Origin of the sequence: Enterococcus sp. DIV1208, assembly GCF_050530455.1 — a bacterium.
Classification (GTDB): domain Bacteria; phylum Bacillota; class Bacilli; order Lactobacillales; family Enterococcaceae; genus Enterococcus_B; species Enterococcus_B hirae.
On record NZ_CP172887.1, the window covers coordinates 1,196,508 to 1,211,823 of the forward strand.

The window sequence follows — 15,316 nt, forward strand, 5'->3', positions numbered from 1 at the left end:
TCCTTTCCATCATATTTAGCTAGAGTATAATGTATTTTTTATAAAAATACTAGCTTTTCTCTAAAGTCAACATTTGACCACCCATTGAGGTGAAAATTGCCTCAAAATCTTTGATTGCTACGGGTCTATTTTTTTCTCCATAAGGATCATTTACATAAATATTGTCATTGTCATAACCAGTAACTACACAGGCATGGTTTAATGGTGTCACTTTTACTTGCCCATTGTTTGTTTGCCAAGTAACGAAATCAGTATCAGTAGGGACTTGGAAATCTAAAGTAACGGAGGCCCACACAGGCTTTCCTTGTTGTAAAGCTTTCTTAATGTCATTGATTGTTGCATCGGTTTTTGGAAGAGTATGATAATCTGTTTTTACGATTGTCTGTGCCAACGAAGCGATAGGCGGGACATAGACGCCCATTGCCCAATCTCCACCGCTGATGTCCCCAACAAACCCTTCATTAGGATCGCCATGTGTACCATCAGCATTAAAAACAGAAACGTAATTCAATTGTTGAGCTAACTGATTTTTAGAAGTCTCGTAACCATAATAAGAAAGCAGCATGGACAGTGAAGTAACTTCACAGCCATTTCCTAACGCTGGCTCGGTGAATTGGCTTTCCAAGGGGACATCAAGTAAAACTTGTTTTTTAGCATAACTACTTACTTTTTCAGTATCCTTTCCAACATTGTGTGAATGGTGAAAATAAGTGGTGGCAGAAAAAATAACGAATAATAGGATTGCCACGAATAATATTTTTTTACCAATGAATCTTTTCATAATAATTCCCCTTTTTTCTGATATTTACATATTATAATGCTTTTTTTTAAAAATAAAAAATTTGACATGTTGTTTTCCAAATTTAAAATAAGAAGACAAAAGTCCTGAAAAATCACAGGATCAATAGCCGAATAATTTTTTTTAAATTGAAAAAAATGTTTCGATTTATTGATAGTTTTTAATTGTGAAAACGAAAACAGTACGCTATAATGCCAGTAAGGTCGAAATAAATCGCAGGTCAAATAACAAATGTTTTTAGATGATGTTTATTTGAAAGAGCAATTACTGTTTGAAAAAAACAGTTACCTTATAAAAGAGCTTGGTAGTTTAGGAGGATTTTGATGACGGAAGAAATGATTAATTTAGGAGAGCAATATTCATGTAAACCGATTGGGTTTACAAAAGCAGTTATCGGAGAAGTTGTTTCAAAAATGACGAATTGTGCCGTAGTCAAAGTTGCTCAATGCGCAATGGAAGATCAAGAGTTATTAGAAGAAAAAGCAAGTATGGTTGTTGCAAAATACGAAACATTTGAATAAGAAGAAATGATTTTGGACGTACAGTAACGAAATCGGTACTGTATGTCCTTTTGCTTGTAATTTTTATTTCTTTTTCGAGTATTTGGAAAGAGAAAAGAGGTGTAGTTAGATGATTAGTATATTTACTTTACTATTATTTTTATTTGTCTTTGTTATGTGTTTGTTTTTATGGTTGGTACGTCGAGAAATCGTCTATCGAACGGTTAGAAATCGCTGGGTTTACTTAGTCGTGCCTTTTCTGGCAATCTTAGTTCTTTGGTTTACGCTGATTAGTCAACCAACTGCAGATGAATTGGCTAAAGGGGTCTTGTCAGCGCTAATTTTCATCAGCTTTTTACTAGATAGTCGTGGTATAACAGAAGATGGGCTTGTTCTAAATAGCTTTGATAAAAAAGGTGTTCCTTTTTCTGAGATCAATAAAATCGTTTTGTATCAACCGGAAGGATCTTCCATCATAAAAATGAATTTCTTTCGTAACGGTTGGCGTGGACCCATGCTGAAATTTTCTGTATCAATGGAAGAGTTGGTCACTTTTTTAGCACAGCATTTAAATGATGATGCCGAAATTGATATTATGATTGATTCTGATCAAGAGTAAGTTACTTTAGAATAAGAACAAAGAACGATAGTGAGCGATATATGGGATGAACCTATTTCGGAGTCGCATATATAATAAGAGACTGAGGCAAGTATTAGCTCGGTCTCTTTTTTCTTTGCCTTGCAGACGCTAGATTACACAGCATTTCAAAATGATTCTTCGTATGAGAAAGAGTTTGTTTATTTATTTTTGAATCGTTGCGATCACTTTTATAATAACATTAAAAAAATTGTTTCACTAATTTGATATATATTAGCTCTATTATAATGAAAGGACTTTTAATTTTAATGAAGAGGATGAAACTCAATTTTTTCAAAATTATATTCTCACTATTCATTTTTTCGATCTCTGTTTTAAAAATAAATAGTGAACTTTCTACCATTAGGTTAAGCAAAGTGTTACAAACAATTAGTAATGAATCTATCTTAAAAATTTTCAGTTTGTTTTTAGTAGGTGCTTTAGGCATTTTCATTCTTTGTCTCTACGACTTTGCATTAATCCGAAAATTGAAGACGAAGAAAATTTCTAAAATAAAACTATTAAAAATCAGCTGGATTGCCAATTCATTCAATGCAGTTTTGGGATTTGGTGGAATTTTTGGTGCCAGCGTACGTTATAATTTCTATAAAAACTATATTGACCAAAGCAGAGTAAACCAACTAAAAAAAGCGATTTCGCTATTATTGATCTCATCTATTTCTGGTGTGGGCGTATTATCTGCAATGGTGCTGCTAAATGTTTTTCCAGAAAGTCATTTATTAGAGGGAAATGATACGATCAAGATTGGTTTAATTGTCAGTGCTTGTTTGTTGCCTCTATATATCGGCTACATTAGTATCAAACCGCCACTTCCAGCTGCGAGATGGTTAGGTTTACAATTCACGATCGTATCAACGATTGATTATCTCACTTCTGGTATTGTGATGTACGTCGCGTTTCGTTTTCTTAACTTGCAGGTTCAATTCGTTGATATGGAAAGTATTTTTATTTTAGCAACGATTGCTGGAATTATTAGTATGGTACCAGGTGGTTTTGGTGCGTTTGATGTCATTTTCCTTTTAGGCGCTACACACGAGCTGCAGATAGATAAAGAAGCAGTATTGATGGCGCTGATTCTGTATCGTTTAGCGTATTACTTCATTCCACTATTGTTTGGTTTATTGTTCAGTGTGAGTGAAGTTCAAATGCTGATTAGTCAAAAAATCAGCAATAATCAATTTTCGATTCTTACGAAGGAATTTACGACAGTAGTATTTTCGATTACGCAAGCACAGATGAAGCAAATTGGAAGAACGCTCAGCACAGCCATTTTTCTATTTTGTTCATTAACATTTTTATTTGATTCATGCATTTTATTTTTTGAATATGCATATATGGGAATGAAGTCGGCTTTTTTTATTGCGCCAATTTACGTATGTCTGAGCATTTTATTACTGACAGATGTTGTAGGGATTTATAAAGGGGCGATCGATACTTGGGAAATGTTGCGTTTCAAACTGATGTTATTAGCACTTTGTCAGTTTTATCTTTTTTGGGAAGGCCAAAGTTTGACAGCCCTCTTATTAACAACGGTATTATTTGTAGATACTCTATTTTATAGGAGATGGTTAGAGGTCGAAGTCATCAAACAAAGTGTTTTAGAAAAATTGATTTGGACTTTAGCATGTCTCTATGTATTTGATAGTCTAACTGAAATTTTTCCGATATTGCCTAGACAATCATTCTTTATTCTGAGTGGAACGACACTATTATTGCTTTTACTTTCTGGGCTTTGGTCAGTTATACACCGAAGAAGAAAAAGGAAATCATTAAAGCTTGATTTAAAGTTATTAGATGATGCTGAATATCGAAATTTCTTAGAACAAAATGGTGGAAATCACTTAGCTCATTTAGGTTTTTTAAAGGAAAACCGAGTTGCGTGGTGGGAAGATGTTGCAGTGATTTATCAAGAAAATAACCATTATCTCTTTATTTTAGGTGATCCAGTTGGTAAACAAGAAGCCATTTTTCCTTTTTTGAAAACTTTGGTGTCTAAAGCGAATCAATTAGGCAAACGAATTGTTTTTTATCAAGCTTCCACACAGTACCTTAGTTTTTATAATGATCTAAATTGCGAATTTTTCAAGTTAGGAGAAGAAGCAGTCATTGATTTATCTGAGTTTTCACTATCAGGGAAGAAGAAGAGAGGGTTTAGAGCAACATTAAACCAAATGGAAAAACTAGGGTATACGTTTGAAATCATCGAACCGACAATTGTTTCAGAGTCATCAGAAAGCGTGGGCTCAATTTCTTCGGAATTTTCACCAACATCACAGTTATCCCATGATCGTGAACTGTTGTCAGAATTGAAAGAAGTATCTGATCAATGGTTAAGGTCAAAAAATGAGATGACTTTTTCTGTCGGACGATTTGAGAAGGAATATTTAAATTGTGCAGCAGTTGGTATTATAAGAAATCAAGAACAAAAAATTGTTGGCTTTGTTTCCATGATGCCAACTTATACTAATGAGACCATTTCAGTCGACTTGATCCGTTGGTCTATCAGTGAAGAAGTGGCAATGATGGATGCTCTTTATTTATATTCCATCCTATGGGCTAAGGAACAAGGTTATCAAAAATTCAATTTAGGAATGGCTCCGTTCTCTTCTACTTATAAAAACACAATTAATTTAGAGAATACGTTTATTTACAGCGTCTATAATAATACTCAGTATTTGTATTCATTCAAAGGGTTAAGGAAATACAAAGAAAAATACAAGCCTCAGTGGGCTGCAAAATATCTCGTTTACGAAAATAAAACCTGGGTGTTGAAAAACTTATATGCTTGTTATAAATTAATTCATTCAAAATAATAGAAAAAGATGATAGTCGTAACAAAGCCATCAGGAAGAGGTTGAGACAAAAGTGTTTAGTATCAAGAAATAAGAAGGAATTTCCGAAAATTGACAAGAAACACAAAAACTCATTTTATTGGTTTTAGAGATACTAAAAGATACTGAGACAACTTTTGTCCCAGTCTCCATATTATCTAATTTTTTAAGATCATTAAAGGTATCTTTAAATTTTTTAGTGAAATTTGATAGAATTTATTAATAGGCAAGTCTAATAGAACACATGAATAGACTATTTTAAGATTTTTATGTAATTAATGTAACAAGTCCTTCTGGTTAAAGGTAGGATAAAAGAAAATTGATAAAGAGCTCAGGGCGACCTTCGCCCCGAGCTCTTTATCTTTAGTAGTTTAATATAGACAGAAATGGTATCACAGAGTGAACATTAAACCATAAGCAGACACTTTTAAGGAGTTGAAAAGCTATTTTAAAAATGTGCACTTATTGTTCAAGTTAAAGCACGCTATTCACAACCATTAAAGTATTGGGCTAAAAGTTGGTTATTACATAGAGATTTTAGTTAAATACACGGAAACGATCTTCGTCGTTCATATATTCTTTTTCTCCAGCTGGTGTTTCTGGTGAGCCAAACACTAATTGAGAACGTAGTTTCCAATTAGATGGGATGTTCCATTCTTTAGCGACAGCTTCGTCAATTACTGGATTGTAATGTTGCAAGTTAGCTCCTAAACCTTGTTCTGTTAAGGCTACCCATGTATTTGCTGTAGCAATCCCATTTGATTGTTCTGACCAATCTGGGAAGTTGTCAGCATATAATGTAAATTGTTCTTGGAGATTTTTGATGATATCTGTATCTTTAAAGAACAAGACTGTTCCATAGCCTTTTTTGAAGCCCGCTAATTTATTTTGCGTATTTGGAAAAGCTTCAGCAGGTGTCAATGGGCGAAGAGCTTCTTCGGTCATTTCCCATAATTTTTCGTGAGCATCTCCAAAAAGAATGACTGCTCGTGTTGATTGTGCATTAAATGCAGTTGGACTTTCTTTGATTGCTTCTTTGATCAAAGCTGTTAATTCTTCATTTGATAGTGTTACGTTATGTCCTAAATCATAGATAGAACGACGGTTTTGCAAAGTTTTTGTAAATGTTGTCATGGTGAAATCTCCTTTAGTTGCGATCTGCATATTTTATGAGTACAAACGAAGTATATCACCTTACAAAAAGTAAGTGAAATAATATGCTCACAAAAAATAAGTAAATTTTTTAATGAATATTAAAATAATAGAGGTTATTTTAGTTAACGTTTCCATTGTTGTTAAACTAAGTAAAACTCGATCATTTTAAAATAGCAATATATAATTATTAAATATCTGTTTATTTTTTATTATCATTTTCCCATTAAATTTTATTCGTTTTTATAGAAAATAAGTATATATTTCTTAAATAAGTTTTTTAGTTAAATTTTTCAGTGAATATTTATAGTATTTTCTGAAAATTTAAAGAATTGGGGTATGGATTATGGAAAATCAACAAGACAAGGGCTTCTTCGGTCAGCCGAAGGGGTTGTCAACATTGTTCTTCACAGAGATGTGGGAACGATTTAGTTATTATGGTATGCGTGCGCTGTTGCTTTACTACATGTACGATACTGTAGCAAACGGTGGACTTGGATTACCTACCGCAACAGCATTAGCAATTATGTCAATTTATGGTTCACTGATTTATATGTCTAGTATCATCGGTGGTTGGGTTTCAGACCGGGTACTAGGTGCAAAAAGAACTGTTTTCTTCGGTGGAATATTTATTATGCTTGGGCATATCGTCTTAGCATTGCCATTTGGTGTTTCCACTTTATTCGTCTCAATGGCTTTGATTATCTTTGGGACAGCCTTTTTGAAACCAAATGTTTCCGGAATGGTTGGACATCTTTATTCAAAAACTGATTTAAGACGAGATGCCGGCTTCTCTATTTTTTATATGGGGATCAACTTAGGTGCGATGCTAGCACCGATCATCGTAGGAACGATCGGACAGGAATACAACTACCATCTTGGCTTCTCATTAGCTGCAATCGGAATGTTCTTTGGACTGTTACAATACGTGATCCAAGGACGTAAAACGTTGGATGGTATAGGAACAGTTGCTCCTAATCCATTAACAGCAGCAGAGCGTAAAAAATTCATTCGTAACTTAGTCATTGCTTTAGTTGTGATTGTAGCAATCTTTGGTGGCGCACAAGTCACTGGACATTTAACCATTGATTTCTTTGTCAATTCAATTAGTGCTTTAGGTATTCTTTTACCGTTATACTATTTTGTTAAAATGTTAACAGCTAAAAATGTTACAGCAGAGGAAAAACCAAAAGTATGGGCGTATATCCCATTATTTTTAGCAGCGATCATTTTCTGGTCGTTACAAGAACAAGGATCTTCCATCTTGGCTCTGTTTGCACAAGAACGGACACAATCAACATTGTTCGGTATGAATATTCCAGCTAGTTGGTACCAATCATTGAATCCGATTTTCATCTTCGTCTTGACACCAGTATTCGTTACATTGTGGACGAGATTAGGAAAACGACAACCATCAACCGTAGTGAAATTTTCACTAGGATTATTATTTGCTGGGTTATCTTTCTTATTAATGATGTTACCAGGCATGCTTTATGGCACAGATAGTAAAGTAAGTCCAATGTGGTTGATTGGCAGCTTCTTCATTGTCGTAATCGCTGAATTATGTTTATCACCAGTTGGCTTGTCTGCGACAACAAAATTAGCACCTAAAGCTTTTGAATCACAAACCATTGCTATCTGGTTCTTGGCAGATGCTTCTTCACAAGCGATCAATGCACAAATCGCGCGTTTCTATACACCAGGTACTGAATCTGCTTATTTCGGGATTGTCGGTGTCGTAGCAATCGTTGGAGCAGTTGTATTATTTATGATCAAAGAACCAATCAAAAAATTGATGGGTTCCATTCATTAAACCAAATGAAGTTATAAAAGAAAGTATCAAAGTTAGTGGAAATAACTAGCTTTGGTGCTTTTTTTATATGGATAAGTATAAGAAATAAGTAAAGGATAGCGATTGATGGATGTGAATCGCAAGAAGTAGTCCTAAACTTTTTTTGAGAGGATTTGGTAAAATAATCTCTATAAGCGCAAACAATTAATTTCTAAAAAAAATAGGAGAAAGAACAAATGTTCAGTTGTTTTTGGTATAATGAATGAGGAATGAATCTAAGGAATAAGGAGAGGGAAAATGTCTTTACAATTTATTCTCGGGACAGCCCGAAAAGACCACCGTACAGCGTTGATTGATGAATCAGTCGAATGGTTAGCAAAAGATAGCATGCACCAGGTATTTTTCCTTGTACCTAACTATAATAAATTTGAACAAGAACAAGAAATCTTGACAGAGCTGCGTCAAAGAAGTGGCAAAACGTCATTTAGTACAACGAATGTCCAAGTCTTTAGTTTTTATCGTTTAGCGTGGTATTTGTTGCAGCAAACAACGTTATTGTCTGGTAATGAACTTTCAGAATCTGGTTCGGCAATGATCTTGCGACAGATCCTAGAAAAAAATGAAGAAAATTTAACGATTTTTCGGGGAGAAATCAATAAAAAAGGGTTTATTCGCCAGCTGCAAGAATTGCACAATGAATTACGTATTGGAAATATTTCACCTGAAGATCTTGTCTTTTCAGAACTAGCGGATACGGTAAAAGCTGAAAATCAACAGTTGAAAATGAAAGATCTTCAATTGATTTTTACAGCTTTTGAAGAAGAATTGGTCCAACGTGCGCTGCAATCTGAAGATGCTTTGACCATTTTGGCAAATTATTTACAAACGCAAGACATGTCTAAGGTGAAATTTATCGTTAGTGGTTTCACTCGAGTCAATGCGCAAGAATATCAATTGTTACAGGTCATGATGGAAAAGGGACAGCTAGTGATTGATTTGCTTCTTGATCGTCCTTATATCACGGATATGCCTGAAGTGTTGACATTGTTTCATGAAACAGGAAAGCTCTATTTCCAACTGATCAACAGTGCCAAAGAACGAAGAGTGCCGGTTTTAGTGGAAAAATTTGCCCCAGAACATGAAAGACCGCTTGCACTCATGCACTTGCAAAAAATGTGGGAAGAAACTTCTAGCAACAAAAAAAGCCAGCCGCTGAAGGTTGGGCAACAAGAGGCGTTGAGAATTTGGGAAGCAGAGAACGCCACCGAAGAAGTCAGACAACTAGCTGTGGAGATCCGTCGTTTGGTCAGCGAGGAAAATTATCGCTATCGTGACATTCAAGTGTTAACGAAAGATATGGCGTTTTATGGTAACTTGCTACAACCTGTTTTCAAAGAAATGGCAATTCCTTTTTATATTGATGAAGAGCAGTTGATGGAGAATCATCCATTGATCGAATGGATCAATAGTTTATTCGCTTTAGATCGATATGCCTATCGTTTGAATGATATCATGCGTTTTTTCAAAACTGAATTATTCATTTGTGAAGCGGATGATACACTAGACTTAGCCAGTTGGCGTGAGCAAAGAAATCAGTTCCGAGCAAAATTAGATGTCACAGAAAATGTAGCACTTGCTTATAACTATCAAGGTTCATACTGGACGAGAGAAAAAGATTGGCAGTTCGTGTCTTACGATTTTGAAGCAGAACAACTGGAAGATGTTCAAGAATTAGAAAAACGCTCGAATGATATTCGGCACTTCTTCAAAGAGAAAGTCCCAACATTTTTTGACAAGATAAAAAAATGTAAAAATGGACAAGAAGGCGCGACGGTCTTTTATCGTTTTTTGGTGAACAGTGGCGTACAACAACAATTAGTTTTTTGGCGAAATCAAGAAATTGAACGAGGCAATTTAGCAGCAGCCCGAAACCATGAGCAAACATGGGGGGCGTTGATTGATTTACTGGACGAGTATTCGCTCATTTATGGGGAATCTGAATTTGACTGGCATTTGTTTCAGGAAATCATTACCAGCGGGTTAGAAAATTTAAGTTATGGGAAGATTCCTACAGCAATCGACCAAGTACGCATCAACCGCTTGGAACTGGTACGATCAAACCAGGCGAAAGTCACGTTTGCCATTGGCTTGAATGATCAAGTATTTCCTGATCGGCACGAAACGAAAGGCTTGCTTTCTAGTGAGGAAAGGGAAACGTTGAATGCTCGTTTAGCGGAAGAGAAATTTTTATTTGATCCCGCAAAAGAGAACTTGTCTTTTGAACCATTGCAAGCCTACTTGGTGTTTGCTTCAGCCACTCAGCGTCTATACCTCAGTTACGCTCAAAGTTATGATACAAACACGTTGAAAATCTCTCCTTATTTGAAACGAATCATGGAATACTTGATGATCCCAGCTGAAAGAAAAGAGCATTTGGTTTTAGACAGCGATCCGAGTTGTTATATCGGTACGTATCGTAGTGGGATCAATACAATCAATCATATCTATCGTTTAGCAAAGGAAGAGAAGAAAAAAGTTCCGGTGTATTGGCGCCAACTAAGAGAGCAGATCTTGCAATCACAATGGCGAAATTTTGCATTGCGCATTTTTGAAAGTCAAGAACATCTGAATGTCCCGGTGTCATTACCTAAAAAGATGGCAGAGGAACTCTATGGTAAAGATATTTATACCTCTATTTCCAGATTAGAAAATTTCTATAATTGTGAATATAAATATTTTGTCCAATTTGGTTTGAAACTGAAAGAACGAATGGTCTATGGTTTAACGCCGGCTGCTACAGGTGATTTTTATCATGAATCACTAGATCGTTTCTTTAAATTACTATTTTCAAATCAGATATCGCTAGTAGAAATGACCGATACACAACGTAAAGAGTTTACTGAAAAAGTCTTGCAAGACGTCTTTGGCGAGTTACGCTTTGAAATTTTAGATAGTTCAGCTCGAATGAACTATATTCGTTATCAGTTAGGACAAACGATCCAAAAAGTAGCTTGGGCATTACAAAAGCAAAGTAAAAATACAGGGATGAAGCCCCTTCAAACAGAAATATTGTTTGGCCAAATTGCGGGCGCTCAAGGTATCCCAGGGTTGGAATTACCACTGAATAATGGAGGGAAACTACATGTTCGTGGGAAGATTGATCGTGTGGATGTTGCTGTTGAACAAGCGGATACCTGGCTTAGTGTTGTCGATTATAAATCAAGTGGACGTTCCTTTGATGTCACTGAAGCTTACTACGGGATGGCTATGCAACTGTTGACCTATCTAGACGTGGCGTTGATGGATGCTGTCAAATTGACTGGAAAAGCATTGGTTCGACCGGCTGGTTCCTATTATTTACATGTCCATAATCCGATTTTGTCTGAAGCAAATGAAATTGAAAAAGAGACATTGAAAAAATTCAGTTATGACGGCATCTTTGTCGATGAACCTGAGTTATTGGAAGTATTAGATCATTCACTGGAAGCAAAAGAGAACTCTTTGATTTATCCGATCAAGAAAAATGCGAAAGATGTCTATCAAAAGGGAAGTTTTAGTAAAGAAAAATTCTATACAGAACAGGAACTCCAACTTTTTATGGCGCATAATCGTGCGAATATGCGTTTAGCAGGGGATAAAATCACGTCAGGGGAGATCAAACTTAATCCAGCTTACAAAGACAAGGAGCGGCTTGCTTGCCAGATGTGTCCTTTTAGAAGTGTTTGTACGTTCGATGTGATGTTGCAAGAAAACAATTATCACCGTTTAGAAAAATTAAACAAGGAAGAAGCCCTGCGAAGAATAGAAAAAAGGAGTGAGGAAGAATGACCAAAATTCCTTTGAGACCAGAAAACGAACGATTCACTGACGAACAATGGCAAGCCATTTTTGATCAGGGAGATAACTTGCTGGTATCAGCTTCCGCTGGTTCTGGAAAAACCACAGTGCTTGTCCGTCGAGTAATCGAAAAACTAAAAATGGGGTTCAATATTGATGAACTTTTGATCGTGACGTTTACAGAAGCGGCAGCGAAAGAAATGAAAGAACGGATCCAAGAAGCTTTACAAGAAGCAGTCAATAGTGAAAGCGATCCGGCACGCCAACAACATTTCACGAAACAGCTGATTTTATTGCCGAGTGCTAATATTTCTACTTTACATGCTTTTTGTTTAACGGTTATCCGCCGATTCTACTACTTGATCGATATTGATCCAGTTTTTCGAATGTTAACGGATGAGACAGAAACGATCTTAATGAAAGAAGATGTTTGGGATGAATTACGCGAGGCTTGTTATAGTGAAGATCGGGAAGAGTTTTTCCAATTAACAATGAATTTTTCAAATGATCGTTCAGATGATGGATTGACCAATCTGGTTTTCTCTCTTTATGAATTTGCGCGAGCGAATCCTGATCCCAAACGTTGGTTAGATCAATTAGTGGATAACTATCGTTTAGATGATGGATTAGCTCATTCACCATTGTACCAAGAACAATTGCGACCACTTCTACTTACAGATATGGCACAAAGTGTGCAACTTTATGAAGAAATGGTTAGATTAGCGCAAGAAGAAGGTCTGGAAAAAATGTTGGAACAAGTTGCAGGAGAAAAAGAACAAGTCCAACGCATTTATGATCACTTATTACAAGATCAATTGCCGGAAGCCTATACGGGTTTAGAAACATTGACTTTTACTACTTTTAAAAGCAGTCGCAAAGCAGAGCTGAAAGAACGTTCAGCCGAAGTTAAAAATTTAAGAGATCAGGCGAAAAAAATCATTCAGAAAATTGGAAAAACTTATTTTCCGATTTCTCCTGAACAATTGACCGAACGGACGAAAAAAGCTGCTGTCCTAGTGGAAGAGTTGACGAATGTCACCAAACGTTTCATGGATGGCTTTAGCCAACGAAAAAGAGAAAAGGGAGTAGTAGATTTCAATGATTTAGAACATCTTGCCTTGCGAATCTTGACGACTCAAACAGAAGAGTCATGGCTTCCAAGTGAAGCATCAAAGCTTTATCGTAAGCAATTCAAAGAAGTAATGGTCGATGAATACCAAGATATCAACCAGTTGCAAGAAGCTATCCTTTATTGGCTTAGACAGCCTGATCCGACAAACGGTAATTTATTCATGGTTGGGGATGTCAAACAGTCGATTTATTCTTTTCGACTAGCTGATCCTAGTTTGTTTATTGAAAAATATGAAGCATTTTCAACAGCTGAGGGTGGAAGACGGATCATTTTGGCAGAAAACTTTCGTTCCCGAAAGGAAGTCCTGTCATTTACCAATCTGGTGTTCCAACAATTGATGGACCCTGTTGTGGGACAAATCGCTTATGATGATGCTGCACAATTACGATTAGGATTTCCTGATTTCCCCGAAGTCGATCGCTTTGAACCAGAACTATTGATTTACGAAAAAGAAGAAGAGCCAAACAGCGACCTTCCAATTGATGAGAATCTAGAGGACAAAACAGAAGGTGAACTCTTTATGACGGGCTTAAAAATCCGCGAACTGATTGATGAAAAATTCCTGATCTATGATAAAAAAATGAAACAGAATCGTCCAGTCGAATATAAAGATATCGTACTTTTGACACCTACAAAGAAGAATAATCTTACGATATTAGAGATCTTTAAAACATTGGATATTCCTTTAGAAATGAATGATGCCCAAAATTATTTTCAATCTACAGAGTTGCGTACGATGATTTCTTTGCTACAATTGATTGATAATCCGTATCAAGATATTCCCTTGGCAGCCGTTTTACGTTCACCGATCGTAGGACTGATTGAACCAGAACTGGCACAGATCCGTTTAGCTGATCGAACGCATACCTATTATGATGCGGTGCTGGCTTACCAAACAGCAAATCAGAATGAATTGGCTGATAAATTGCGCCATTTCAATGACCAACTCGAATTGTGGCGGGAACTGGCTCGGCGGTCTTCAATCACTGACTTGCTGTGGGAGATCTATTTACAAACCGGTTATTTAGAATATGTAGCAGGTTTACCAGCTGGTGCCCAAAGACAAGCAAACCTTTATGCCTTAGCTGATCGTACGAAAGCGTATGAACAAAGTTCGTTTAGAGGGTTGTATCAGTTCGTTCGCTTCATCGAAAAGATGCAGGAAAAAGACAAAGATTTAGCGGAGCCGGTGATTTCCTCCAGCGATAATGCTGTTCGGGTCATGACAATTCACGCAAGTAAAGGCTTAGAATTTCCTATTGTCTTTTTATTAGATATGACCAAACAATTCAATTTGCAAGATTTAAAAAAGCGATATGCTTTTGAAGAAAAACTAGGTGCGGGGATTCGTTATATGGACCCTGATACTCGGGTGTTGTATGATACCTTGCCTTACCAAGCAATCAAATCAGCCAAACAAAATAAGTTATTGTCAGAGGAGATGCGTAAACTCTACGTTGGTTTGACCCGTGCGGAACAAAAATTATTTATTATCGGCTCGTATAAAAATAAAGAAGATACCTTGAAGAATTGGTCAGAAGCTTCTGAACAAACCAAATTAGTCTTAGAGCCAACGACTCGATTAAAAGGGAATAGCAGCTTGATGAGCTGGATCGGTCTTAGTTTGATGCGTCATCCATTGATGCAAAACTATTTTGCCGAAGCAACCATTCTTTCAGAATTAAAAAACTCTGATAGCCAATTTGCCATTACTTGGATGAATCAACAATCTCTGCTTGAAAAAAGGCAACGTTTAATAGCGCAAGAAAACGATGCTGCTGAAAATAATGACGTGGATCAAACACCACTATCACCTGCTTTGAAAGCACGACTCGATTATCGTTACCCTTTCAAAGAGTCGACACAAACCACGAGTTATCAATCGGTTTCTGAAATTAAACGTTTGTTTGAAGATCCAGATGATACGCTTGATGCTAAACTTGTCTGGGAAAGTAATGAAACAAGAGGGTTAAACCGCCAATTCCGTTATACGCAAGATACATTGGCTGAACCACGTTTCTTACAAAAAACGCAACAGGTTTCAGCTGCGGCAATCGGAACTGCAACACACTATTTATTGCAATTGCTGCCATTAGAAACGCCGACTACTGAGTCGATCCAAGCATTACTAGATGAATTAGTTAAAAAGCGTTTAGTGGATCAAAAGGTAGCCAAAAAAATTGATTTTTCTGCTATTCTTTGGTTTTTTGAAACCGAGCTTGGAAAAGAATTAATCAAGCAAAAAGCGCATGTCAAACGGGAACAACCGTTTTCGATGCTGTTACCTGCAGAACGGGTCTTTGAACAATACCCAAATGAAGAAGATGAATTGCTAATCCATGGGATTGTTGATGGTTATATTGAGTTACCCACGACGATTCAATTATATGACTTTAAGACGGATTTCATTTTAGATCGTGACGATGAAACAGCGATTGATGCAGTCATTCAAAAATATCGTGGGCAATTGAATCTCTATCAACAGGCGTTGACAGAATCTTTAGAAAAGCCTGTCACAGATGTCTTTCTTGTCTTATTAAGTGCAAAGAAAATAATAAATATTAATAAATAATAATAATTGAGCAACTAGGACTTACACTTTGTAAGTAATATGC

At 36.2% G+C, this 15,316-nt stretch carries 8 protein-coding genes; 6 read left to right on the plus strand and 2 right to left on the minus strand.

Translation table 11 applies throughout. The features are described 5' to 3' along the window. Nucleotides 1-49 precede the first annotated feature (49 nt). Nucleotides 50-781 (minus strand): C39 family peptidase, encoded by a 732-nt coding sequence (locus IGK91_RS05570; protein ID WP_430605338.1) that lies wholly within the window; start codon nt 779-781, stop codon nt 50-52. 341 nt (nt 782-1,122) lie between these two features. On the opposite strand from IGK91_RS05570, the gene IGK91_RS05575 reads away from it, so the two are divergent. From IGK91_RS05575 to IGK91_RS05585, 3 genes are all read left to right on the plus strand, one after another. After that, the gene (locus IGK91_RS05575; protein ID WP_010719311.1) at nt 1,123-1,320 is read left to right on the plus strand and encodes a hypothetical protein; all 198 of its coding nucleotides are present in this window, start codon (nt 1,123-1,125) and stop codon (nt 1,318-1,320) included. A gap of 109 nt (nt 1,321-1,429) precedes the next feature. Continuing rightward, nucleotides 1,430-1,918 (plus strand): hypothetical protein, encoded by a 489-nt coding sequence (locus IGK91_RS05580; protein ID WP_010719310.1) that lies wholly within the window; start codon nt 1,430-1,432, stop codon nt 1,916-1,918. 395 nt (nt 1,919-2,313) lie between these two features. Next, nucleotides 2,314-4,770: a phosphatidylglycerol lysyltransferase domain-containing protein gene (locus IGK91_RS05585; protein ID WP_240187580.1), complete on the plus strand. Its 2,457-nt coding sequence runs from the start codon at nt 2,314-2,316 to the stop codon at nt 4,768-4,770. Nucleotides 4,771-5,325: 555 nt separating this feature from the next. Here IGK91_RS05585 and IGK91_RS05590 read toward each other — a convergent pair. After that, a complete protein-coding gene (locus tag IGK91_RS05590; protein WP_034866654.1) occupies nt 5,326-5,922 on the minus strand; it encodes a nitroreductase family protein in 597 nt (198 codons plus the stop codon). 364 nt (nt 5,923-6,286) lie between these two features. Between IGK91_RS05590 and IGK91_RS05595 the strand changes: the two genes are divergently transcribed. The 3 genes from IGK91_RS05595 to addA all read left to right on the plus strand — a co-directional run bounded on the left by IGK91_RS05595 (nt 6,287) and on the right by addA (nt 15,273). Beyond that, on the plus strand, nt 6,287-7,753 hold the full coding sequence (locus IGK91_RS05595; protein WP_430605339.1) for a peptide MFS transporter: 1,467 nt from the start codon (nt 6,287-6,289) through the stop codon (nt 7,751-7,753). A 276-nt stretch (nt 7,754-8,029) separates the two neighbouring features. After that, nucleotides 8,030-11,560 (plus strand): PD-(D/E)XK nuclease family protein, encoded by a 3,531-nt coding sequence (locus IGK91_RS05600; RefSeq protein WP_081115032.1) that lies wholly within the window; start codon nt 8,030-8,032, stop codon nt 11,558-11,560. After that, on the plus strand, nt 11,557-15,273 hold the full coding sequence (gene addA / locus IGK91_RS05605; protein WP_430605340.1) for a helicase-exonuclease AddAB subunit AddA: 3,717 nt from the start codon (nt 11,557-11,559) through the stop codon (nt 15,271-15,273). The genes IGK91_RS05600 and addA overlap by 4 nt, the downstream gene beginning before the upstream one ends. Nucleotides 15,274-15,316: the final 43 nt, after the last annotated feature.